The 20,597-nt window shown below is 55.3% G+C and carries 22 protein-coding genes and 3 tRNA genes; 14 read left to right on the top strand and 11 right to left on the bottom strand.

Annotation, left to right across the window (positions count from 1 at the left end):
• Positions 1-6 precede the first annotated feature (6 nt).
• The 3 genes from yjjG to BV390_RS19105 all read right to left on the bottom strand — a co-directional run bounded on the left by yjjG (position 7) and on the right by BV390_RS19105 (position 1,614).
• On the bottom strand, positions 7-684 hold the full coding sequence (gene yjjG, locus BV390_RS19115) for a pyrimidine 5'-nucleotidase (RefSeq protein WP_032689580.1): 678 nt from the start codon (positions 682-684) through the stop codon (positions 7-9).
• A gap of 101 nt (positions 685-785) precedes the next feature.
• Positions 786-1,232, bottom strand: coding sequence for a ribosomal protein S18-alanine N-acetyltransferase (gene rimI, locus BV390_RS19110; protein ID WP_032689581.1), 447 nt, complete (start codon positions 1,230-1,232; stop codon positions 786-788).
• Positions 1,201-1,614 (bottom strand): DNA polymerase III subunit psi, encoded by a 414-nt coding sequence (locus BV390_RS19105; protein ID WP_085397228.1) that lies wholly within the window; start codon positions 1,612-1,614, stop codon positions 1,201-1,203. The genes rimI and BV390_RS19105 overlap by 32 nt, the downstream gene beginning before the upstream one ends.
• A 205-nt stretch (positions 1,615-1,819) precedes the next feature.
• Between BV390_RS19105 and rsmC the strand changes: the two genes are divergently transcribed.
• The 4 genes from rsmC (at position 1,820) to BV390_RS19085 (ending at position 3,337) form a co-directional block, all read left to right on the top strand.
• A complete protein-coding gene (gene rsmC, locus BV390_RS19100) occupies positions 1,820-2,848 on the top strand; it encodes a 16S rRNA (guanine(1207)-N(2))-methyltransferase RsmC (protein ID WP_032697940.1) in 1,029 nt (342 codons plus the stop codon).
• 169 nt (positions 2,849-3,017) lie between these two features.
• Positions 3,018-3,104, top strand: a tRNA-Leu gene (locus BV390_RS19095).
• A 28-nt stretch (positions 3,105-3,132) separates the two neighbouring features.
• Positions 3,133-3,219, top strand: a tRNA-Leu gene (locus tag BV390_RS19090).
• Positions 3,220-3,250: 31 nt separating this feature from the next.
• A tRNA-Leu gene (locus BV390_RS19085) sits at positions 3,251-3,337 on the top strand.
• 21 nt (positions 3,338-3,358) lie between these two features.
• On the opposite strand, the gene BV390_RS19080 is transcribed toward BV390_RS19085, so the two are convergent.
• Positions 3,359-3,598 (bottom strand): DUF1435 domain-containing protein, encoded by a 240-nt coding sequence (locus tag BV390_RS19080; RefSeq protein ID WP_032689583.1) that lies wholly within the window; start codon positions 3,596-3,598, stop codon positions 3,359-3,361.
• A 263-nt stretch (positions 3,599-3,861) separates the two neighbouring features.
• Here BV390_RS19080 and BV390_RS19075 point away from each other — a divergent pair, with 263 nt between their 5' ends.
• Both BV390_RS19075 and fhuF read left to right on the top strand, forming a co-directional pair.
• Complete coding sequence (locus BV390_RS19075) at positions 3,862-4,908, top strand: GGDEF domain-containing protein (RefSeq protein WP_032689584.1); 1,047 nt, start codon at positions 3,862-3,864, stop codon at positions 4,906-4,908.
• Between the two features lie 117 nt (positions 4,909-5,025).
• The gene (fhuF, locus tag BV390_RS19070) at positions 5,026-5,820 is read left to right on the top strand and encodes a siderophore-iron reductase FhuF (RefSeq protein WP_085397227.1); all 795 of its coding nucleotides are present in this window, start codon (positions 5,026-5,028) and stop codon (positions 5,818-5,820) included.
• Positions 5,821-5,863: 43 nt separating this feature from the next.
• Here the strand turns inward: fhuF and BV390_RS19065 are convergent, their stop codons facing one another.
• Positions 5,864-7,207: a PTS sugar transporter subunit IIC gene (locus tag BV390_RS19065; RefSeq protein ID WP_032689586.1), complete on the bottom strand. Its 1,344-nt coding sequence runs from the start codon at positions 7,205-7,207 to the stop codon at positions 5,864-5,866.
• A gap of 339 nt (positions 7,208-7,546) precedes the next feature.
• Here BV390_RS19065 and BV390_RS19060 point away from each other — a divergent pair, with 339 nt between their 5' ends.
• Positions 7,547-8,005 (top strand): YbaK/EbsC family protein, encoded by a 459-nt coding sequence (locus BV390_RS19060; protein WP_032689587.1) that lies wholly within the window; start codon positions 7,547-7,549, stop codon positions 8,003-8,005.
• Between the two features lie 16 nt (positions 8,006-8,021).
• On the opposite strand, the gene bglJ is transcribed toward BV390_RS19060, so the two are convergent.
• The 4 genes from bglJ to pobA all read right to left on the bottom strand — a co-directional run bounded on the left by bglJ (position 8,022) and on the right by pobA (position 11,738).
• A complete protein-coding gene (bglJ, locus tag BV390_RS19055) occupies positions 8,022-8,699 on the bottom strand; it encodes a DNA-binding transcriptional activator BglJ (RefSeq protein WP_227517241.1) in 678 nt (225 codons plus the stop codon).
• A complete protein-coding gene (locus BV390_RS19050) occupies positions 8,648-9,400 on the bottom strand; it encodes a helix-turn-helix domain-containing protein (protein WP_064385483.1) in 753 nt (250 codons plus the stop codon). Before BV390_RS19050 ends, bglJ begins: the two co-directional genes overlap by 52 nt.
• Before the next feature lie 261 nt (positions 9,401-9,661).
• Entirely contained in the window at positions 9,662-10,531 is an 870-nt protein-coding gene (locus tag BV390_RS19045) for a helix-turn-helix domain-containing protein (protein WP_032689590.1), read from the bottom strand.
• Between the two features lie 22 nt (positions 10,532-10,553).
• A complete protein-coding gene (pobA, locus tag BV390_RS19040; protein ID WP_032689591.1) occupies positions 10,554-11,738 on the bottom strand; it encodes a 4-hydroxybenzoate 3-monooxygenase in 1,185 nt (394 codons plus the stop codon).
• Between the two features lie 286 nt (positions 11,739-12,024).
• Between pobA and BV390_RS19035 the strand changes: the two genes are divergently transcribed.
• From BV390_RS19035 to opgB, 6 genes are all read left to right on the top strand, one after another.
• Positions 12,025-12,801, top strand: coding sequence for a threonine/serine exporter family protein (locus BV390_RS19035; protein ID WP_032689592.1), 777 nt, complete (start codon positions 12,025-12,027; stop codon positions 12,799-12,801).
• Entirely contained in the window at positions 12,792-13,265 is a 474-nt protein-coding gene (locus BV390_RS19030) for a threonine/serine exporter (RefSeq protein ID WP_032689593.1), read from the top strand. Before BV390_RS19035 ends, BV390_RS19030 begins: the two co-directional genes overlap by 10 nt.
• A gap of 201 nt (positions 13,266-13,466) precedes the next feature.
• Entirely contained in the window at positions 13,467-14,006 is a 540-nt protein-coding gene (gene dnaT / locus BV390_RS19025; protein WP_032697935.1) for a primosomal protein DnaT, read from the top strand.
• Between the two features lie 2 nt (positions 14,007-14,008).
• Positions 14,009-14,746, top strand: coding sequence for a DNA replication protein DnaC (gene dnaC / locus BV390_RS19020; protein WP_015585195.1), 738 nt, complete (start codon positions 14,009-14,011; stop codon positions 14,744-14,746).
• A gap of 65 nt (positions 14,747-14,811) precedes the next feature.
• Positions 14,812-15,306: a YjjA family protein gene (locus tag BV390_RS19015; protein ID WP_032689595.1), complete on the top strand. Its 495-nt coding sequence runs from the start codon at positions 14,812-14,814 to the stop codon at positions 15,304-15,306.
• A gap of 256 nt (positions 15,307-15,562) precedes the next feature.
• Positions 15,563-17,854 carry a phosphatidylglycerol--membrane-oligosaccharide glycerophosphotransferase gene (opgB, locus tag BV390_RS19010; RefSeq protein WP_085397226.1) on the top strand — a complete coding sequence of 764 codons (2,292 nt, stop codon included), beginning with the start codon at positions 15,563-15,565 and terminating at the stop codon, positions 17,852-17,854.
• Between the two features lie 59 nt (positions 17,855-17,913).
• Here the strand turns inward: opgB and BV390_RS19005 are convergent, their stop codons facing one another.
• Positions 17,914-18,732, bottom strand: coding sequence for a GNAT family N-acetyltransferase (locus tag BV390_RS19005; RefSeq protein ID WP_032689597.1), 819 nt, complete (start codon positions 18,730-18,732; stop codon positions 17,914-17,916).
• 32 nt (positions 18,733-18,764) lie between these two features.
• On the opposite strand from BV390_RS19005, the gene BV390_RS19000 reads away from it, so the two are divergent.
• Positions 18,765-19,298, top strand: coding sequence for a GNAT family N-acetyltransferase (locus BV390_RS19000; RefSeq protein ID WP_085397225.1), 534 nt, complete (start codon positions 18,765-18,767; stop codon positions 19,296-19,298).
• Between the two features lie 282 nt (positions 19,299-19,580).
• Here BV390_RS19000 and BV390_RS18995 read toward each other — a convergent pair whose 3' ends face one another.
• Positions 19,581-20,591, bottom strand: coding sequence for an Ldh family oxidoreductase (locus tag BV390_RS18995; RefSeq protein ID WP_032698211.1), 1,011 nt, complete (start codon positions 20,589-20,591; stop codon positions 19,581-19,583).
• Between the last annotated feature and the right edge of the window lie 6 nt (positions 20,592-20,597).

Below are 20,597 nucleotides of genomic sequence, written 5' to 3'. Positions count from 1 at the left end.
AGGCAATCAGTGTTTACACAGGAGCTGCTCCAGGTCGCTTAAAGAGGTCACCGTCCAGTCGGGGTGAAGATCGGCAGGCAGTTCACGCTGATGAGCGTTCAGCCAGCAGGTGGCAAGGCCGGCATTCACCCCGCCGCGGATATCGGACTCTGCCGTATCGCCGACCATCAGTACGCGGGAACGATCGGGATGACCCGCCTGCGCCAGCGCGTATTCGAAAATGCGCGCGTCCGGCTTCGCCACGCCGACCTCTTCAGAAATAATCAATAAATCAAAGTGATCGCGTAAGCCGGTGCGTTCCAGACGGATCTGCTGCAGCGAGGTAAACCCGTTGGTGATGATCCCCATTTTTACCTTCCCCTGCAGGGCATTCAGCAGCGATATCGCCCCCGGCAGCGGCGAGCAGATCTCGGCCATCGCATTCATAAAGGCGTCGTTGAGTTCGCCCGGCGGCACGCTGAGGCGCTCCGCCCAGCTATTAAAACGCTGATGTTGCAGCTGCAGCGAAGTGATCGTACCGTTCTGATAATCCACCCACAGTGGTTTATTCACGGCCTGATAGTCCTGAAAATCTTCAGCGCTAAAGGTCACGCTATAGTCGAGAAACATTCGCTGCAGACCGGTAAAAGAATCAAACGTAAACAGCGTTTCGTCGGCATCAAAGAAAATCCAGTCCCACTTCATCGTATCACCCTGTCATTGCCCGCCCTACAGGCGTCTTGTTACAGCAGATCTGAGCATCGCAGCGTCAGACCTACCCTTAAAAAAGCCTGGCGAACAGGCTGTTACATACTGACTGGCAACGCCATTATGATCGCATCCTCACGCCCGTCGGCCGTGGGATAATAGTCACGACGAATGGTTGCCTCGTTAAAACCTAAGCTCTCGTAAAGTGCGAGAGCGGCTACGTTCGACGCACGCACTTCCAGCCACAGCGTCACGACCCCGCGTTTCTCAACCTCATCAATCACCTGCTCCAGCAGCGCTCGCCCAAGGCCGCGCCGCTGAAAAGCCGGGTCGACGGCGATGTTAAACAGCGTCGCTTCATCGAGGATAATTTGCGTAATCGCAAAGGCCGCCATCTCGCCATCAACCGTCAGTTGAAGGTTCAGATAACGCTCGCCCTGATTACTGGCAAAGGTTTGTTCGCTCCACGGAAAAGCGTGGGCGCGTTGTTCTATTTGCCATGCACGGGGCAAATCAGCCGTGTTGAGGGTAGAAATCGTGTTCATGAGCGCAGATTTGTTGCCAGAGCGCCATACGGGCAGGCGCGCTGGTCTGGAGTTCATCAAAAGCGGGCGTCGAAAGCTGCGCGCCCGCCAACGGTAACGGTGCGTCAGTACCCAGCCGCCAGCTGTTGCAGCGGCTATCCTGCGGCAACATAGCCACGCGATCCGGCGTGAGCTGCAGTACCTGATCCGGCGACAGCGCCAGAGCACGCAGAATATCGCTGGCGAGCGGTCCAGTCAGCGACGGCGGGTTTTCCGCCACCATCACCAAACGAATATGCCCAGGAAGCGAGATAGCGATTTCACCCTGTAACACCCCGGGGCGACGCAGCGACCACCGGGTGATACCCAGCTGCTGTAATTGCCACTCTCGTCGGGAAGTCATAGCGAAACACTCCTGTTAATTAAGCGCGCAATATAGCAAATCCCGCTTATCTGCGCCAACAAACTACGTACGACGTGCCTGTCGCTCGGTCAGAGATGAGGTGTATCGCGTTATCCGCGCGCAGGCGGCCCCAGCAGCGCCAACAAAGAGGCAGCATTCTGGATAACGTGTATAATCGGCGCCAGTCTTAATGAAGGAGTGTTTCATGTCTGCTTTTACCCCGGCAAGTGAAGTCTTGCTGCGCCACAGTGATGATTTCGAACCCGCACGCGTTCTGTTTGCCGGTGACCTGCAGGATGACCTGCCCGCACGTCTGGACACCGCGGCCAGCCGCGCCCACACCCAACAGTTTCACCACTGGCAAGCCCTGAACGGCCAGATGGGCGAAAACGTACGTTTTAGTCTGGTAGCCGAAGCCAGCGACGTTGCCGATTGCGATACGCTGATTTACTACTGGCCAAAGAACAAACCGGAAGCGCAGTTTCAATTGATGAACCTGCTGTCGCTGCTGCCGGTCGGGATTGACGTTTTCGTCGTCGGTGAAAACCGCAGCGGCGTTCGCAGCGCCGAACAGATGCTGGCCGAATATGTCCCCCTGACGAAAGTGGACAGCGCACGCCGCTGCGGGCTGTATCACGGGCGTCTGGAAAAACAGCCGACGTTCGATCCGCAGCAGTACTGGGGCGAATACGCGCTGGAAAATCTGACCATTAAAACGCTGCCAGGCGTATTCAGCCGTGACGGACTGGACATTGGCAGCCAGCTGCTGCTCTCAACGCTGACGCCGCACACCAAAGGTAAAGTGCTCGATGTTGGCTGCGGCGCAGGCGTGCTGGCGACCGTACTGGCCAGCCACTCGCCGAAGGTCCGCCTGACGCTCTGCGACGTCAGCGCGCCAGCGGTCGAAGCGAGCCGCGCAACGCTCGCCGCCAACGGCATTGAAGGTGACGTGTTCGCCAGCAATGTGTTCTCCGAAGTGAACGGTCGCTTCGACATGATTATCTCCAACCCACCGTTCCATGATGGCCTGCAGACCAGCCAGGAAGCTGCGCAAACGCTGATTCGCGGCGCGGTCCGTCATCTGAACAGCGGCGGGGAGCTGCGTATTGTCGCCAACGCCTTCCTGCCGTATCCGGATGTGCTGGATGAAGTCTTCGGCTTCCATGAAGTGATTGCCCAAACCGGTCGCTTTAAGGTTTACCGTACCGTCATGACCCGTCAGGCGAAAAAATAATTTTTTGTCTTCTCCGGCGGCAGGGCAACCCCGCCGCCGGTTCTCCCTCCGCAAATTCGACCATTTTTGCAACAATCAATCCAGGCCACACAATTAACTATTGACGAATAGCTGAAAACCACTAGAATGCGCCTCCGTGGTAACGATACTTTCATAGTGTCGATGGTATGCGAAGGTGGCGGAATTGGTAGACGCGCTAGCTTCAGGTGTTAGTGTCCTTACGGACGTGGGGGTTCAAGTCCCCCCCCTCGCACCATAAACCACGCAGATATCGCTCGCACTGTGCGAAGGTGGCGGAATTGGTAGACGCGCTAGCTTCAGGTGTTAGTGTTCTTACGGACGTGGGGGTTCAAGTCCCCCCCCTCGCACCAACGAGGCGATATCAAAAATTAAGAATACTGTGCGAAGGTGGCGGAATTGGTAGACGCGCTAGCTTCAGGTGTTAGTGTCCTTACGGACGTGGGGGTTCAAGTCCCCCCCCTCGCACCAATATTCTTACCCTTCTCTGTATTACCCCATCAGTTTCAAATTCAACGCCATCAGCATGATTCCACTGATTAACGCCACGCATGACGGTAACAGTACGAAATGCCGTAAGCGCCGGTGCCAGATCATCAATGCCGTCATCAATAGCCCGACCGTAACCAGCCCACGCCAGGCATCTACCGACAGACCAGCCCCTCCCAGTGCCGCAACCAGTATCCCAGGCAACAGCACTGCCCATCCACTGCCCAAAGCTCGCTGCAACATGTTCTCACCTTTCTAATCGATAATGATAACCAATATCATATGATAGCCTTTATCATTTGTCATGTTTTGCCTGTCAGGATATTTCGTTCTTTACGTTCGGCCTGATGACATAGATCGGTGAAGGTGATAAATTAAACGCGCCGTACTAATGTATTAAAATATTTGATTATTTCGCAAAAACCGCACTGTGTGCAGTGCTTTTTATCGTTCATTTTTGGCAGCCATCATTTTGAAATTTAATGACTAATAACGACACGCCCAATATGACTGCACAATCCTGGCAAAAACATTATGACAAAAAATATCAATATTCCTTACGGCTCTTTTTGCTGCTGACTTTTATTTCTGCGGTTTTCTCGCTAGTCAGTCCGCTGTATACCCCTGTCAGCTTTACCCTTCCCTGCGTCCTGATCGTTATTCTCAGCGCCGCCCTGGCGCTATGGCACTGGAAGTTTTCACAGCGCAAAATAAATATTCCTTTTATTTCTCTGATATTTGGTGTGCTGTGGGCCTCGCATATAACGGAAAAAGCATTGTTACTGCCAGCGCCTCATTTTAACTTTCTGGTCATTGCGCTATTAAGCATATTGTTTATTGGCGCTATTGCATTCCCCAATAATATCACTGCCTTTACCCTGCACTCTTTACCCACATTTATCGCCTGTCTGTTCCTTGCCGAAGGTGAACAGTGGTTACGTATGTTGTATTGTCTCACGCTCCCCATTGCCGGCATTACGTTGCAAAACATCATTCAAAAACGTAGCGATGCCTTTACCCAGGGGCTGATGGATAAATTACTGCAGGAACGCAACACCCTGAACGATCTGAGTATGCTGGACCCTCTCACCGGCTTATATAACCGGCGCGGCCTGCAGAATCGCCTGGATACCCTTCTGGCGGTGAGTGACAGTGACCATCATGTACTGCTGCTGGATATTGACCACTTTAAAGCCTACAACGACCACTATGGCCATATGATGGGCGATCAGGCATTGATTCAGGTCTCCGCCGCGATTCGCAATGCCGTACGATCGCGTGATATTGTCGCGCGCTTTGGTGGTGAAGAGTTTATGGTGCTGTTAACAAACAGCACCACGGAAGCGGCTTCTCTGGCCGCAGAGCGTATCCGCCAGCAGGTCTACGATTTGAAAATTCCTCATATGTTTAATGAAAGCGTCGCCACCAATGTCACCATCAGTATTGGCATGACGCCTCTCATGGATTCCGATATCGATGGCGCCCTGAAAAGAGCCGATACGGCGCTCTACGAAGCCAAAGGCCAGGGCCGCAACATTATTCTCGCCAGCTGATCCCGCCCCGCCGCCGCATGGTACAGCGCACGCGGCGCAGACAAATATCTTGCCATCGCCCGGACAACTAACTAGTATCACTAATCATTCTCATTTAGATTCATATCTGGCGATTTGATGGTTTACCGTTCTGCTTCATTCCGCAATGACATCGACATCATCTGGCAGGCTCCGTTGCTGCCGGCCGAAGATGCGTTGGCGAATGCGATTCGGGAAAAAATCACCACCCTTCGTCCTCATCTGCTGGATTTTCTTCGCCTGGATGAAGAGGCCCCGCCATGCGCATTGACGCTCGCTGAATGGTCTGCGCCCACGGTACTCAGCTCCCTGCTGGCCACCTGGTCCGATCATATCTATCGCAACCAGCCGACGATGCCGCGTGAACAAAAGCCGCTGCTCTCACTTTGGGCGCAATGGTACATCGGCCTGCTGGTGCCTCCGCTGATGCTGGCGCTGCTCAGTGAAGAGACCGCTATCAGCGTCGCGCCGGAGCGTTTTCGCGTTGAATTTCACGAAACGGGCCGCGCGGCCTGCTTCTGGATCGATGTCAAGGCAGACTCCTCCGCCAGAAGCCATTCGCCGCAAACGCGTATGGAAACGCTGGTGACCAACGCCCTGCTGCCGGTGGTACAGGCGCTGGAAGCAACCGGAGATATCAATGGCAAGCTTATCTGGAGCAATACCGGCTATCTGATCAACTGGTATCTGGGGGAAATGAAAGCGCTGCTGGGTGACGAGCAGGTTACAGCCCTGCGTCAACACTGCTTCTTTGAAAAGCAGTTTGCCGATGGCCAGGACAATCCGCTGTGGCGAACGGTGATTTTACGCGAAGGATTGCTGGTGCGCCGCACCTGCTGTCAACGTAATCGTCTGCCAGACGTTCTTCAGTGCGGGGACTGCACGCTGAAATAATGCCATTCACGGCGGGCGGCATGCGGACCGCCCGCCGGTTATCTTATGCTGTCTGTTGGCTCTCTTCTTCCATGCGCTGAGCTTCTTCAGCCTCCTGCGCCAGCAGCTGTTTCTCATATACCTTAAAGAACGGGAAGTAGATAATCGCCGAGACGCAGGCCAGAATAACCACCAGTATTGCCGCCCGGAAATCCCAGCCCAATGCCCACGCGCCGCCAATTGGCGCCGGAGCCGTCCACGGTACAACTGAAATCACTCGCCCAATCAGATCCAGCTTCATCGCCGCCCAGGCCAATATGGCGTTAACCATCGGCGCCAGCAGGAACGGAATAAAGAAGACCGGGTTCATGACGATAGGGGTGCCGAAAATAACCGGCTCGTTAATATTAAACAGGCTTGGCACGACGCTCAGTCGACCGATTGAACGCAAATGCGCCGACCGACTGCGCAGGTAGCAGAAGACCAGTCCCATTGTGGCGCCAGACCCCCCGATAACAATAAAGAAGGTCCAGAACGCCTCCATAAAGATATGCGGCAGCGGCGCACCCTGAGCCAGCGCCTGCTGGTTCATCCCGAGGTTAGTCAGCCAGAACATTTGCAGCATGCCAGAGACAATCGCCGCGCCGTGGATCCCGGCGAACCACAGCAAATGACCGATCAGCACCGCCAGTAAAATCGCCGGCAGCGAGTCCGCTGCGGATACCAGGGGTTTAAAGATGGCCATGATGGCCTGCGGAATAAGCATGTCAAAATGGTGCTGAATAAACAGGCTGAGCGGATAGAGCGTCAGCACCACCACCAGTACCGGAATGAGCAGATCAAAGGAGTTTTTGATCATCGGCGGCACCTGATCCGGCAGGCGAATACCGATATTGTGCGCCTTCAGGAAACGCATCATTTCAACGCAGTACACGGCCACCAGAATCGCCGTAAAAATCCCCGTGCCGCCGAGGCTATCGACCGGCAGGGTGCCGTTCGTTTTTGGCGCTGCCACCAGCAGAAAAGCCATAATGGACAACATGCTGCACATAAAGGGATCGAGCTGATTGGTCTTCTCATAGTGCTTGCCGAGGTTATAAGAGATCGCGGCACAAATGTAGATAGACATAATGCCCATCGTCATATCGAACGGCGTCAGAATCCGCCCTTCAAACTCTTTCGCCAAATCCAGCCAGGCGCGCGCAAACCCCCAGGTCGTATCTGGCGAAAACGGCGGGTAGGCAAAGACCAGCAGGAATGACCCGACAATCATAAACGGCATCGCCGAGATAAAACCGTCACGGATAGCCATCACGTGGCGCTGCGACGAGATTCGCCCGGCGACAGGGCTTATATAATTTTCTACAAAGCGAAATATCAGATTAAACGCAGCATGGTTAGCAGACATAGCAGCCCTCCTGACAGGCTTTAGATACTGGCCCAACAACGATTATTCTGCCGTTGTGATGAAAGTTGTTCTGTGAACGGACAACCACGCCGGCCATTCCATTCTCTATACTGTTCAAGTCAGCACGATTCATACACGGCTCTTTGTTATATGTGATACAGGGAAGTTACCCATCCAGTATTCATCTGAGCGAGCAGAACAGCAACCGGTTACAGTAACCGGTTACGGTGATTGTGAAGAAGATCCAGAAATTGGAATAATTCCTGATTCTCAATCAACAATATTTACACTCCCCCGGGCTTGTGACAGATTAAATCGGTCATTAATCAGGAGATCCCAATGAGCCTGCAGTCCGTGCGGCAGTTTTTTGCCGAACATGCCCCCGATATCGACATCATCGAACTGAATCAAAGTACGGCCACCGTTGCCCAGGCAGCCGCCGCGCATCATGTCGAACCTGGGCAAATCGCCAAGACCCTTTCATTAAAAGTGAAAGAACAGGTCATCCTTGTCGTCGCCAGCGGCAACGCCCGGCTGGATAATAAAAAACTGAAGGACGCATTTGGCGCGAAAGCGCGCATGCTCAGCAGTGACGAGGTGGTGATATTGACCGGGCATCCGGTGGGCGGCGTGTGCCCTTTCGGGCTGGAAAATCCGCTGGCGATCTACTGCGATATTTCGCTAAAACAGTACCCGGAAGTCTTACCGGCCGCAGGCGCTATCCATAGCGCAGTACGCATTTCACCGGACAGAATGGCGCAGTTGACCGAAGCCACCTGGATTGATGTTTGCCAGTAGAATCCCTGAAGCACAGCTACGCTATCCCTGCCTCCGCAGCATCTCCGCCGCACGGCGGCGGGAGATGGATCAGTATATCGGCTGCGCTCAGCAGACCGAGAGCTGAGCTGATGCCCAGCCTGGCCATCGCATTGTATTTGTGGGCATGAATGGTTTTGATATTCCGGTCCAGCTGAACCGCTATCTCTGACAATGAATGGCCGCAGGCGATATAGCGAAGAATTGTTTGCTCGATTGAACTGAGGCGATGACCGTAGAGCGCCTTGCGGCTGGCTGGTTCGTTAAGAGGGGTGAGTTGCTGCTCAAGTAGCTGAAATAGCTGCTCCTGCAACGTTTCACGACCGCAGGATTTATTTAACACGCCGTGCAGGTGAAATGGCACCAGTTGAGTAATTAAGTCACGCTCTTCTCCGCTATTCGCCAGAATAATTCGCAGAATATTCGGATGGGTATAAGCAGCCTCCTGAAAAAAAAGTAAACTTTCCAGTCGCAGCTGACGATGACCGGAAAGTGAAAAAATAATCGCAGTGACATGCCTGATATTCATCGTTTGCGTCAATGACTGAATATCTTTGAAAAAATGAACGCCACTATTTTCGTTATAACGATCGTTTAAGATAAAACGAAGCGCCGTCTCGGTCATCACGCACTGTTCGATGACAGCAATGCGTTGCGCTTCGTTACGCTTCTCCATTCCTGCGACTCTCCATATTCTGAGGATATATTTAACTCTTTCATCCCTTGTTCGCTATTAATCCAGGCATACATCTGCGCATTGCCATTCAAGGATAAACGGCGCATGGCGCTATTCTTTTGCGCGCTAATCGTTTTATTACTTTTTTTCAATAAGAAGGCTATTTGATTAATTTCCCAGCCCTTTGCCAGCAGCCGTAAAACCTTGCGTTCAGATAAAGTCAAAGTGCTTACCATCTCCGGGCTCATCGACACCGTATCGGTTTGCGTATTGAGAAAAGTCGCTTTAGTACTGGAGGCAGACGACTCCTCCGGGCGCCTCGCTCCTCCCGTGCATATCGCTGCACCTAAACGTGCCACCGGCGCCGTGTCGGAAACTAATGTACTGTTATCGCGAGCTAAAAATATCTGAGCCTCGCGATCGCTGGCGCGTCCGATAATATAAACCCAATGAATATCTTTATACTGAGTCATTAAAAAACAATAATATTCACAAACTTCCTGAGGCTGGCTGAGAACGCCGGACAGGTCGACAATGACCAGCCGGGTTCGACCCAGTTCGGTTAGCGTGAGTTCCTCCGGCGAACGGCAGCGGCTGAATATATAGTCGGGGAGACATTCACTGGTGATTGTTTTTAAACCGGACTGCATAACCGGAAGTTTGCTGATGATGATGCCGTACTGATCATGTCCTGGTAACATAAATCCTCCGTTTTCTGTAGAAGATTCACGTCTGGCATAAAACAGATGGCCCCCTGGCAACCATAATATTATTTTGCCAGGTGAATCTGTGTCACCCCTGGCGAACGTTTCGGCCCTACGCTCTGTACCAAATGTTAGTGTGGGGAATTGCATTGCTGGCCTTCGCAATAAACGACATTAGCATACATAAAGAGCAACAATAAATTAGAAAAAATGAAAGCAGACTTTAGAAAGAATTACGCAAACCTATCACATCAGAGTTTATTTAATTTCATTCCTGAATGTTTTTGGCGACACGCCACTATAGCGACGAAAAAAACGGGAAAAATAAGTTGCATCTGAAAACCCTAAGTAATCAGAAAGTTGAGTCACAGTCATCGTGGTATATTGCAAATTACGCCGCGCCTCCAGCATCAGTCTTTGGTGCAAAACACCCAGAGCACTGCAGCCATGAAATTCACGGCACAAATAATTGAGGTGCGTCGCCGACAGCCCAACCTGGCGGGCATATTCTGCCAGCGGCAGATGTTCCCGGTAATGGCTTTCAATAAGGCGAGAGAAATGACGCATGACGCTGCGCTTTCGTTCCGCTTTCCCTTCGGCGACCGACGTCGGGAGGCACTGCCGGTTCAGCCAAACCAGCAGCGCGCCTAAGAGCGAGTGCAGCATCATTTCCCGGGCATCCAGCTCTTCGCAATACTCTTCCCGTAGTGCTGTAAACAGCGCACGGATATGCCCGCGAGAGTGCTTTACGGGCACGCACTGCGGCTGAGCGAGAACATCAAGCTGGCGGCCAAACTGGCGTTCAAAATGGCTGAGCAGCGGCAGCGCCAGCGACAGAACATAACCCTGAGTGCCGGGTGAAAAACGAAACCCATGAATGCACAACGCCGGTACCACCTGAATACAGGATTCGGTCATCACGGTAGTTGTCCCTTCAATTTCGATCTCCGCCCTGCCTTTATGTAAATAGAGCAGCTGCACCATCTCCGCATGCTGATGCATGCGGATATGCCACTCATACAGGCTGCTGCGCTGCACAATCGACTCGCAGTGCAGGAGATCGGGCGTAGGCCAGTCGCGCTCTTCGCCATATAATTTAAAAACGGGAACGGTATTGGTGTCCTGCATGACAACTCCAGCTGTTGATTCCCTACGCCACTCGCTCCATGGGCAAACCCACATAGTTTTCTGCTATGGTGGTCAACCCGGCGCGCGATCCGAGGTAATAGCGACGGTCTGCCGCCTGCATTTTTTTATCGAACTCGCTTTGCTGCGGAAAATCATGCAGCAGGCGAGTCATGAACCAGCTGAACCGCTCCCCTTTCCACACCCGATCAAGAGCAAAACGAGAATAGCTCGCCAGCAGATCGGTGCGGCCGCGGTGATAATACTCCCGCAGAATGCGCCACAAATAGTTCACATCGGAAGCGGCCAGATTCAGCCCTTTTGCTCCGGTCGGCGGCACGATATGCGCCGCATCGCCCACCAGGAACAGCCGCCCGTACTGCATCGGCTCCACCACGTAGCTGCGCAGCGGCGCAATACTTTTCTCAAGTGAGTGACCAGTCACTAACTTGCCAGACAGCTCATCCGGCAGGCGGCGCTTCAGCTCGTCCCAGAAACGTTGGTCCGACCATGCGTCAACCTTGTCGCTCAGCGGCACCTGCAAATAGTAGCGGCTTCTTGTTAGTGAGCGCTGACTACATAAAACAAATCCCCGTTCATGGTGAGCATAAATCAGCTCCGGGTTAACCGGCGGCGTGTCTGACAACAGACCCAGCCAGCCAAACGGCCAGACGCTTTCATACTCTTTAAGAATCTCACGCGGGATGCTTTGTCGCGAGACACCGTGAAAACCATCGCAACCGGCGATAAAATCACACTCCAGGCGGCAGATTTCCCCGCCGCTGACGAAGGAGACTGACGGCCGATCGCTCTTCGCATCCTGAATCATCACCTCGCTGACGCCATAAATGATCGGTGCGCCGCAGTCAGCCCGAGCCGCCATTAAATCCCGGGTCACTTCGGTCTGGCCGTATACCATCACGCTTTTTCCACCGGTCAGCTCCGTCAGCGCAACCGGTACCCGCTGCCCCTCAAATAAAAACTCAACCCCATGATGCACCAGCCCCTCTGCATCCATGCGCTGCGATACTCCGGCCTCTCGCAGTAGACCGACGGTGCCGCTTTCCAGAATCCCCGCCCGGATACGCCCCAGCACATAGTCCGGCGTTTGCCGCTCGAGAATAACGGTTTCGATCCCGGCACGATGCAACAGTTGCCCCAGCAGCAGCCCGGAGGGGCCAGCCCCGATAATCGCGACCTGTGTTTTCATAGGATTGCCTCACTCTCAGTGGTTAATTATTTGTTTGTTTTTTGTTTAATAAAAGTTCTCTCCTGCATTTTTGATAACCCGGGCGAGAAAAAGAAGGCAAAAATCCGTACAAAAAATGCACTTTCCAACAGTTTTAAAGAAGTGTGGCGGAGTTCAAATTCTATTTCGGCCGCCTGCGGAGACTTTTTGCACATTGTTTGATCCGCTCCCCCTCAGAGAAAGCGCGAGTTCAGGTTAAAGTATCAACAGACATGACGGCATCGGATGTGACGGACAGCGGGTACTTATGCAAGCAGATCGGGCAGTTCAGCGCACAATTACGCGACTATGTATTCAGTGTGGACTTTTCTTGTTACAGCATGGCGCAGAGAGCGCGCTGGTTGAGGAGCTCTCGACTCGTCTGGGGCGGGCGCTCGGTATGGACAGCGTTGAAAGCGCCATCTCCTCGAATGCAATTGTGCTCACGACGATTAAAGACGGCGAGTGCCTGACCTCTACGCGTAAAAACGTCGATCGCGGCATCAATATGCACGTAGTGACGGAAGTGCAGCATATTGTGATTATGGCCGAGCATAAGCTGCTGGATTATAAAGATGTGGAGAAGCGCTTTACGCAGATTAAGCCGCTGCGCTATCCGCGCTGGCTGGTGGTTCTGATGGTGGGACTCTCCTGCGCCTGTTTCTGCAAGCTCAACAACGGCGGCTGGGACGGTGCGCTGGTCACCTTCTGCGCCAGCACTATCGCCATGTATATTCGCCAGCTCCTGACCCATCGCTCGATGCATCCGCAGATAAACTTCTGTATCACCGCCTTTGTCGCCACCACCATCTCCGGGTTGATGCTGCGCCTTCCCGCCTTTACCAACACGTCAACGGTGGCGATGGCCGCCAGCGTGCTGCTGCTGGTGCCCGGTTTCCCTCTGATTAACGCCGTTGCGGATATGTTTAAAGGGCATATCAATACCGGCCTGGCGCGCTGGGCGCTGGCCAGCCTGCTGACGCTGGCCACCTGCATTGGCGTGGTGATGGCAATGACCATGTGGGGGCTACGCGGATGGGCATAATTTCGTATCTGTTCACGCTGCTTCAGGATATGGCGCTGTCGGCCATTCCGGCCGCCGGGTTTGCTATGGTGTTTAACGTACCGCAGCGCGCGCTGCGCTGGTGTGCGCTGCTGGGAGCAATCGGCCACGGTTCGCGCATGGTGATGATGACCGCAGGGTTCAATATTGAGTGGGCAACGTTCCTCGCCGCTCTGCTGGTTGGCAGCATCGGCATTCAATGGTCCCGCTGGTACCTGGCGCATCCCAAAATTTTCACCGTCGCGGCCGTGATCCCGATGTTCCCCGGAATTTCCGCCTATACGGCAATGATCTCGGCGGTGAAAATCAGCCATTTTGGCTACTCGGAAGAGATGATGATCATGTTGCTGAGTAATTTCCTCAAGGCCTCCTCCATCGTTGGCGCCCTCTCTATCGGTCTTTCCATTCCGGGTCTCTGGCTGTACCGTAAGCGCCCACGGGTATAGCAGGGATTTGGCCCGACGCTGTGCTACTATAGCCAATGGATTTCAGTTTGCTTTACTGCGACAGCAGAGGCGATCCCGACCCGCTGCCTGAAGCCAGCGGGTCGGATTAACGCCCGTAGTCAGCAATAAAGCGCCTGAAAGACGACAGGTATCCGGGGGCGATGACCCCTCTCTATTGTTGTTCAGAATTGAGATAGTGTTATGTCTTCGCGAATATTAACCACCGATTTTAGCGGCCTGGATGATTTTATTCAGGACCACGCGGCCGTTCTCGCAAAATCGGCCAGCGGCGCGGTTGCCGTTTTTGCCAACAATGCCCCGGCGTTCTACGCGCTCACGCCGGAACGCCTGGCGCAGCTGCTGGAACTGGAAGCAAAACTGGCTCGCCCCGGCAGCGATGTTGCGCTCGATACGCAGTTTTTCGACGAACCCAGCGCAGCGCCAACCGCTATCCCCGTGGGGAAATTCGCCATGTATGCCGACTGGCAGCCGGACGCGGATTTCCAGCGCATGGCCGCGCTCTGGGGCATCGCCCTCAGCCAACCGGTGACGCCGGAAGAGCTGGCGGCGTTTGTCGCCTACTGGCAGGCAGAAGGCAAAGTCTTTCATCATGTGCAATGGCAGCAAAAGCTGGCGCGCAGCGTACAGATCGGCCGGGCCAGCAACGGCGGCCAGCCGCGGCGCGATGTGAATACGGTCAGCGAACCGGATAGCCATATTCCACGAGGTTTCAGAGGATGAGCATGAAAAACGTTGGCGACCTGATGAAGCGTCTGCAAAAAATGATGCCAGCCCATGTCGAACCGGCGTTTAAAACCGGCGAAGAGCTGCTGGCCTGGCAAAAAGAGCAGGGCAAACTGCGTTCTGAAGCGCTGGAGCGCGAAAACCGCGCCATGAAAATGCAGCGGACGTTTAACCGCTCCGGCATCCGTCCGCTGCACCAGAACTGTTCGTTTGAAAACTACCGGGTCGAGTGCGAAGGCCAGATGAACGCGCTGTCCAGGGCACGCCAGTACGTTGAAGAGTTTGATGGCAACATCGCCAGTTTCATCTTTTCCGGCAAACCCGGCACCGGCAAAAACCATCTGGCTGCCGCCATTTGCAACGAGTTGCTGCTACGCGGGAAATCGGTATTGATCATCACCGTCGCTGATATTATGTCGGCGATGAAAGAGACGTTTGGCAATCGGGAAACCAGCGAAGAACAGCTCCTTAACGATCTGAGCAAGGTCGATCTGCTGGTGATCGATGAGATCGGGATGCAGACGGAGTCGCGCTACGAAAAAGTGATCATCAATCAGATCGTCGATCGCCGCTCCTCCTCAAAGCGCCCGACCGGGATGCTGACCAACAGCAACATGGACGAGATGAACAAGCTGCTCGGCGAGCGCGTCATGGATCGTATGCGTCTTGGCAACAGCCTGTGGGTCATCTTCAACTGGGACAGCTATCGTCATCGGGTCACCGGCAAAGAGTATTGAGATATTTCCGAACCCTGCCGGGGTTATACTGCAGAAATGCTTAAGTAACCATGATGAGTACACTGATGAAATCTGCAAAACTCTTATTCCGCACGACCTTGATTGCCGGCGTATTTTTTACCGCCGGCGCCCACGCGGCTTCCTGGCAGGACTCCCTCTCCAGCGCCGCCAGCCAGCTTAGCAGCCAGAGCGGCTCTCAGGAAAGCGGCGCCCTGTCGATGTCCTCGCTGACCAGCCTGCTGAACGGCGGCAATCAGTCCCTGACCGCCAGCAGCATGAACAATGCCGCCGGGATTATGTCCTACTGTGCCAAACAAAAACTGGCCTCGGTCACCAACACGGAAAACGTCAAAAATCAGGTTCTGGATAAACTCGGCCTCAGCACGCCGGAAAAACAGAAAGAGGACACCAGCTATCTGGAAGGGTTGCAGGGGCTTCTGAGCAATAATAGCGGTCAGCAGCTGAACCTCAACACGCTCGGCAGCAGCCCGCTGGCGGAGAAAGTAAAAACCAAAGCCTGCGATCTGGTCTTAAAACAGGGCGTTAACTTCCTCTCCTGATTTTTTTCACTGACGCCGCGTTTACTGCCTTAGCGCTGTTAACGCGGCCGCAGCCATGATTTTCGTCATTCTTCAGCACACAATCCCGTGGTTGAGGGATGTGACCCCGATCAAAAATGACCATTTCTAAACCAATTCTGAACTACTGCACAGTTTCATGACTCTACAATTGCAGCCATATGGCACTGCAATTACAGTGTAGCGTGGAAAATAGTCTATCCTGCCAGCGGTCAACTGGCGCTAATGAGGATGAATTGTGTCAGAGTTGTTATCCATCGCCTTGTTCCTCACCTCGGTGGTGATTTATGCCTTAAAAGCCGGTCGTAACACCTGGTGGTTTGCCGCCACGTTAACGGTGCTGGGGCTGTTTGTGGTTCTTAATATTACCCTCTATGCCAGCGACTACTTCACCGGGGACGGTATTAACGACGCGGTCCTCTATACGTTGACCAACAGCCTGACCGGGGCCGGCGTCAGTAAATATATTCTTCCCGGCGTCGGGCTGGTGGCGGCGCTGGTGACCGTATTCAGCGCGCTGGGATGGGTGTTACGTCGTCGCCGCCACCATCCTCATCACTTCGGCTACAGCCTGCTGGCACTGGTGCTGGCGCTGGCCTCCGTGGATGCCAGCCCGGCGTTTCGTCAAATCAGCGAACTGGTCAAATCGCAGTCCCGCGACGGCGATCCCGATTTTATCACCTATTACAAAGAGCCGGCGAAGAGCATTCCGAACCCGAAGCTGAACCTGGTCTATATCTACGGGGAAAGCCTCGAACGCACCTATTTTGATAACGACGCCTTTCCCGACCTGACGCCCGAACTCGGCAAACTAAAAAACGAAGGACTCGATTTCAGCAACACCACCCAGCTTCCGGGTACCGATTACACCATCGCCGGCATGGTGGCTTCCCAGTGCGGTATTCCGCTGTTTGCGCCGTTTGAAGGCAACGCCTCCGCCTCGGTCTCCAGCTTCTTCCCGCAGAATATCTGCCTCGGCGACATTCTGAAAAACTCCGGCTATGAAAACTATTTCGTGCAGGGCGCCAACCTGCGTTTCGCCGGCAAAGATGTGTTCCTGAAATCCCACGGTTTTGACTACCTGTACGGCGCTGAAGAGCTGAAAAGCACGGTTGCCGACCCCGCTTACCGCAATGACTGGGGCTTCTACGATGACACCGTTCTGGATGAAACCTGGAAAAAATTCGAAGAGCTTTCTCAATCCGGTAAACGCTTCTCGCTCTTTGCGCTGACGGTCGACACCCACCATCCGGACGGCTTTATCTCCCGCACCTGCCAGCGTAAAAGCTATGATATCGGCGGGAAAAAGAACCTCTCCTTTAGCGCGGTCACCTGTAGTCAGGAGCATATCGCGGCGTTGATTGAGAAAATCAAAGCCTCCCCGTATTTCAAAAATACGGTCATCGTGGTCTCTTCCGATCATCTGGCGATGAAAAACACCGCCTGGGACTATCTCAACAAGCAGGATCGCAGCAACCTGTTCTTTGTTCTGCGCGGCGACCAGCCGCAGCAGGAGACGCTGGCCGTGAAGCGCAATACCATGGACAACGGCGCCACGGTGCTGGACATCCTTGGCGGCGATAACTTTATCGGTCTGGGCCGCAGCAGCCTGTCCGGGCAATCGCTGTCCGGTATTTTCATGAATATGAAAGAGAAAGTGCTGGCATGGAAACCGGATATCATCCGCCTGTGGAACTTCCCGAAAGAGATGAAAGACTTCACCATCGACAGCCAAAAGAACACCATCTCATTCTCCGGCAGCCATTTCCGCCTCCCCCTGCTGCTGCGGGTATCCGATAAACGCGTTGAGCCGCTGCCGGAGAGCGAATATTCCGCCCCGCTGCGCTTCCAGCTGGCCGATTTTGCCCCACGGGATAACTTCGTGTGGATCGATCGCTGCTACAAAATGGGCCAGCTGTGGTCCTCTGAACTGGCACTCTCCACCGACTGGTGCGTTTCCCAGGGCCAGCTCGGCGGCGAACAGAAGGTGCAGCATGTTGATAAGCCCCGGTGGCAGGGAAAAACGGCGTTTAAAGATACCGTTATCGATATGGAGCGCTACAAAGGCAACGTCGATACCCTGAAGATCGTCGATAACGATATTCGTTACAAAGCCGACAGCTTTGTCTTTAACGTTGCCGGCGCGCCGGAAGAGGTCAGGCAGTTCAGCGGGATTTCCCGCCCGGAATCGTGGGGCCGCTGGTCCAACGCCCAGCTCGGCAGCGAAGTGAAGATTGAATATAAAGAACCGCTACCGGAAAAATTCGATCTGGTGATTACCGCCAAAGCCTACGGGCCGAACGCCAATAAACCGATCCCGGTCCGCGTGGGCAACAGCGAACAGATCCTCACCCTGGCCAACGAGGTCTCCACCACCACGCTACATTTCGACAACCCGTCACGCAGCGATACGTTGATTATCGTCCCGCCGGATCCGCAGTCCACCAACGAAGGGAATATCCTTGGCCACGCGCCGCGTCAGCTGGGAATCGGCATGGTGGATCTTAAAGTGGTAAAAAGCGACGGTTAACTCTGCCGCCCCGGCTCATGACCTGAACCGGGGCGCATTCGCTAGCATTCGGCAGGCGGTTACCCGCTGAACTCCACGCACATCTCATACTGCTTTAGCGCCAGGGTCGCATACCCCGCTGCGCTAAACAGCGGCGTAAATGATTCGGGAATAATCACCGAAGTACTCAGGCCGGGGAACTGCCGGGCCAGCGCCCTCAGCATCTCATGCGCCAGTCCGCGGCCGCGAACGGAGGGCTCAACCCACAAAAACTGTAGCTGCGGCGTGGAGGTTAAGGTTGCCAGCACCGCAAAAGCCTGCTGATTCAGAGTGAGCGTCCGGCATGGCAGCGTAGCGAAGGTAAACGGGTCCATCAGCCACGGCAGACGACCATTGATCTCCGCTCCGGCTCTGCGCAGCAGAGGGAGCACATCGCCCTCTTCCAGCACCGCTGCCGCGGCATCCTCTGCCCGGGTACTGACAAATCCGCATAGCCCATGATGTACAACAAAGCCTAACGACTGATACAGCGCCACCGCCGCATAGTTTTCGCGGATCACCTCCAGCCACATCCGCCGCACGCCCTGCTCGCGTAGCGAGGTCATGAGCGGTGTCATCAGCCGACGGCCCATGCCTTTTCCACGCCAGGCCGGACGCACCGCAAAGGCCGCCAGCCTCGCCTCATCGCCGCGCCGGGCCACGATGGCGATTGCCGCCGGCGTCTCGCCATCCAGCCAGACGCAGGAATCAAGCAGGCTCAGTCCCTCAGAGCTGAAACGCTGAACGAACACCGCCAGCGGCAGCGAAACCGGCACCAGGTAATCTTCAAAACAGTCGCTGAGGATCGTCGTGAGTTGCGCAACGCTGAACTGGGTAGCGGAAACGGCGGTAAGCTCCATACATTTCTCCCGGAGGCTGCTATGCTGAGGTGATGAAAACTAACACTATAACTGCCGCCGCGACGTTACGCCTGACTCAAGAGCGCGACATTCCTCTCCTGCCCGCAATTGAGCGCTCGGCGGCCCAGTCTTTTCGCCAGATCCCGGCGCTAGCCTGGCTGGCGGAAAGCGAAGTAATAAGCCCCGAGCGCCACCGGCTGTTCCTTGAAACTGACCATAGCCTGCTGGCCGTGGCCGATGAACAACCGATAGGCTTCCTGCTGATCGAACCGCTGGATGATGCGCTGTTTATCGTCGAGATCGCCGTTCATCAGGCGTGGCAGGGACGAGGCATTGGCCGCATGATGCTGGAGCAGGTCATTAAGACTGCCCGGCAGGCGGCATATCCGGCGGTCACGCTCACCACCTTCCGCGACGTGCCGTGGAATGCGCCGTTTTACACGCGTCTGGGATTTTCAATGCTGAGCGAGCTAAGGCTGCCGGCGGGACTGGCGGCGAAAAGGGAGCTGGAAACGGAACACGGTCTGCCGCCGGAAACGCGCTGCGCCATGCGCCTGACGCTGTAAGCCGTTTTCGGTCAGGGCTGCGATATGCAAATCGGCGGCATGGTGGTGTTTGGCACCGCCATCCGTGTCTGAGCTTCGGCAAGGGGATCCCCCTGCGGCCGGTCGATGACGAGCCCCCCTGCCCGAGGAGCTGGACACCTTGTTCTGATGACGTTCCCGGATAGCGGCAGCCGCCTTATCTGGCTGCCAGAAAACCCATTCTCCCGTCGCCAGGCATCGCGCCACCGGGGAAACCACCGCCCTCCCGTTGCCCGGGCCCCGACAAATCCGCAGGCGGCTCAACTACTCGCTCAACGCGGAAATCTCATCAAATAACGAACGGCTAATGGTGACGCCCTGGCGTTCACTCTCCTGACGGCAGAGATAGCGCCGTTCGCCCGGGAGTCTCGCCCCTTGAGCCTGCATGCTGTTAAACAGCGTCTCCGCGCGAGCCAGATGCGCATCAGCCTCCGCGCCGAGGAACCGCTGCGGATCCAGCGCCAGAATCAGCTCTCCGCCATAGGGTAGCCCGCCCGCGCCACCGTCCCACGCCAGCGATTCCGCGCTGGTCATATCGCCAATCAGCGGCCCGGCAAGCAGCTCGACCATCGCCGCCAGCGCTGAGCCTTTGTAGCCGCCAAAGGTCAGCATCGCCCCGGCCAGCACCTCTCCGGCGTCCGTGGTCGGCTGACCCTGGCTATCAATCCCCCATCCTTCCGGCAACGCTTTCCCGGCACGTTGATGCAACTGAATCTCGCCGCGCGCCGCCACGCTGGTGGCCATATCAAAAATAAACGGCGGCTTATCTCCCCGCGGCCAGCCAAAGGCGACGGGATTGGTGCCAAACAGCGGCAGGCTGCCGCCCGCAGGCGCCACCCATGCATGGCCCGGCGTACAGGCCAGTCCGACCAGGCCGGCATCCGTTAACGGTTCAATATCGGCAAACAGCGCCGAAAAATGCACGCAGCGGTTGATGGCCAGCGCGGCGATACCGCTGCGGCGCGCCTTCTCCACCAGCAGCGGCAACGCCCGCTCAAACGCCAGCAGCGAAAACGCGCCGCCGGCATCGACGCGAACAATCCCCGGCGCCCGGTCGTCAATCTGCGGCCCGGCATCCGGGGAGACCTTACCTTTACGCAGGGTGTCAACGATTCCCAACAGCCGCCACAGGCCGTGGGAAGCGCAGCCATCGCGCTCCCCACCGGTGACGTTGCGCGCTACCGCCGCCGCGTGATCCTCGTTGAATCCATTAGCGCTCAGCGCCCGCATCGCCAGCGCATAAGCTTCGGGTAACGACAGGGTTACCGTTTCCATGACCTT

Source organism: Klebsiella sp. YJ (genome assembly GCF_002108615.1).
Taxonomy (GTDB): domain Bacteria; phylum Pseudomonadota; class Gammaproteobacteria; order Enterobacterales; family Enterobacteriaceae; genus Klebsiella; species Klebsiella planticola.
Note: the sequence above shows the minus strand (reverse complement) of the source record. Positions and strands in the feature narration are given on the sequence as shown.

Excerpts from the sequence above, each read along its gene's own strand:
- BV390_RS19050 (WP_064385483.1), bottom strand. The coding sequence starts at position 9,400 with ATGTTACCAGGACATGATCAGTACGGCATCATCATCAGCAAACTTCCG.
- BV390_RS19015 (WP_032689595.1), top strand. The coding sequence starts at position 14,812 with ATGAAATCTGCAAAACTCTTATTCCGCACGACCTTGATTGCCGGCGTA.
- dnaC (WP_015585195.1), top strand. The coding sequence starts at position 14,009 with ATGAAAAACGTTGGCGACCTGATGAAGCGTCTGCAAAAAATGATGCCA.
- BV390_RS18995 (WP_032698211.1), bottom strand. The coding sequence starts at position 20,591 with ATGGAAACGGTAACCCTGTCGTTACCCGAAGCTTATGCGCTGGCGATG.
- fhuF (WP_085397227.1), top strand. The coding sequence starts at position 5,026 with ATGGTTTACCGTTCTGCTTCATTCCGCAATGACATCGACATCATCTGG.
- BV390_RS19030 (WP_032689593.1), top strand. The coding sequence starts at position 12,792 with ATGGGCATAATTTCGTATCTGTTCACGCTGCTTCAGGATATGGCGCTG.
- BV390_RS19000 (WP_085397225.1), top strand. The coding sequence starts at position 18,765 with ATGAAAACTAACACTATAACTGCCGCCGCGACGTTACGCCTGACTCAA.
- rimI (WP_032689581.1), bottom strand. The coding sequence starts at position 1,232 with ATGAACACGATTTCTACCCTCAACACGGCTGATTTGCCCCGTGCATGG.
- bglJ (WP_227517241.1), bottom strand. The coding sequence starts at position 8,699 with ATGGAGAAGCGTAACGAAGCGCAACGCATTGCTGTCATCGAACAGTGC.
- BV390_RS19075 (WP_032689584.1), top strand. The coding sequence starts at position 3,862 with ATGACTGCACAATCCTGGCAAAAACATTATGACAAAAAATATCAATAT.
- BV390_RS19035 (WP_032689592.1), top strand. The coding sequence starts at position 12,025 with ATGCAAGCAGATCGGGCAGTTCAGCGCACAATTACGCGACTATGTATT.
- BV390_RS19045 (WP_032689590.1), bottom strand. The coding sequence starts at position 10,531 with ATGCAGGACACCAATACCGTTCCCGTTTTTAAATTATATGGCGAAGAG.
- pobA (WP_032689591.1), bottom strand. The coding sequence starts at position 11,738 with ATGAAAACACAGGTCGCGATTATCGGGGCTGGCCCCTCCGGGCTGCTG.
- yjjG (WP_032689580.1), bottom strand. The coding sequence starts at position 684 with ATGAAGTGGGACTGGATTTTCTTTGATGCCGACGAAACGCTGTTTACG.
- rsmC (WP_032697940.1), top strand. The coding sequence starts at position 1,820 with ATGTCTGCTTTTACCCCGGCAAGTGAAGTCTTGCTGCGCCACAGTGAT.
- BV390_RS19060 (WP_032689587.1), top strand. The coding sequence starts at position 7,547 with ATGAGCCTGCAGTCCGTGCGGCAGTTTTTTGCCGAACATGCCCCCGAT.
- BV390_RS19005 (WP_032689597.1), bottom strand. The coding sequence starts at position 18,732 with ATGGAGCTTACCGCCGTTTCCGCTACCCAGTTCAGCGTTGCGCAACTC.
- BV390_RS19105 (WP_085397228.1), bottom strand. The coding sequence starts at position 1,614 with ATGACTTCCCGACGAGAGTGGCAATTACAGCAGCTGGGTATCACCCGG.
- BV390_RS19065 (WP_032689586.1), bottom strand. The coding sequence starts at position 7,207 with ATGTCTGCTAACCATGCTGCGTTTAATCTGATATTTCGCTTTGTAGAA.
- dnaT (WP_032697935.1), top strand. The coding sequence starts at position 13,467 with ATGTCTTCGCGAATATTAACCACCGATTTTAGCGGCCTGGATGATTTT.
- BV390_RS19080 (WP_032689583.1), bottom strand. The coding sequence starts at position 3,598 with ATGTTGCAGCGAGCTTTGGGCAGTGGATGGGCAGTGCTGTTGCCTGGG.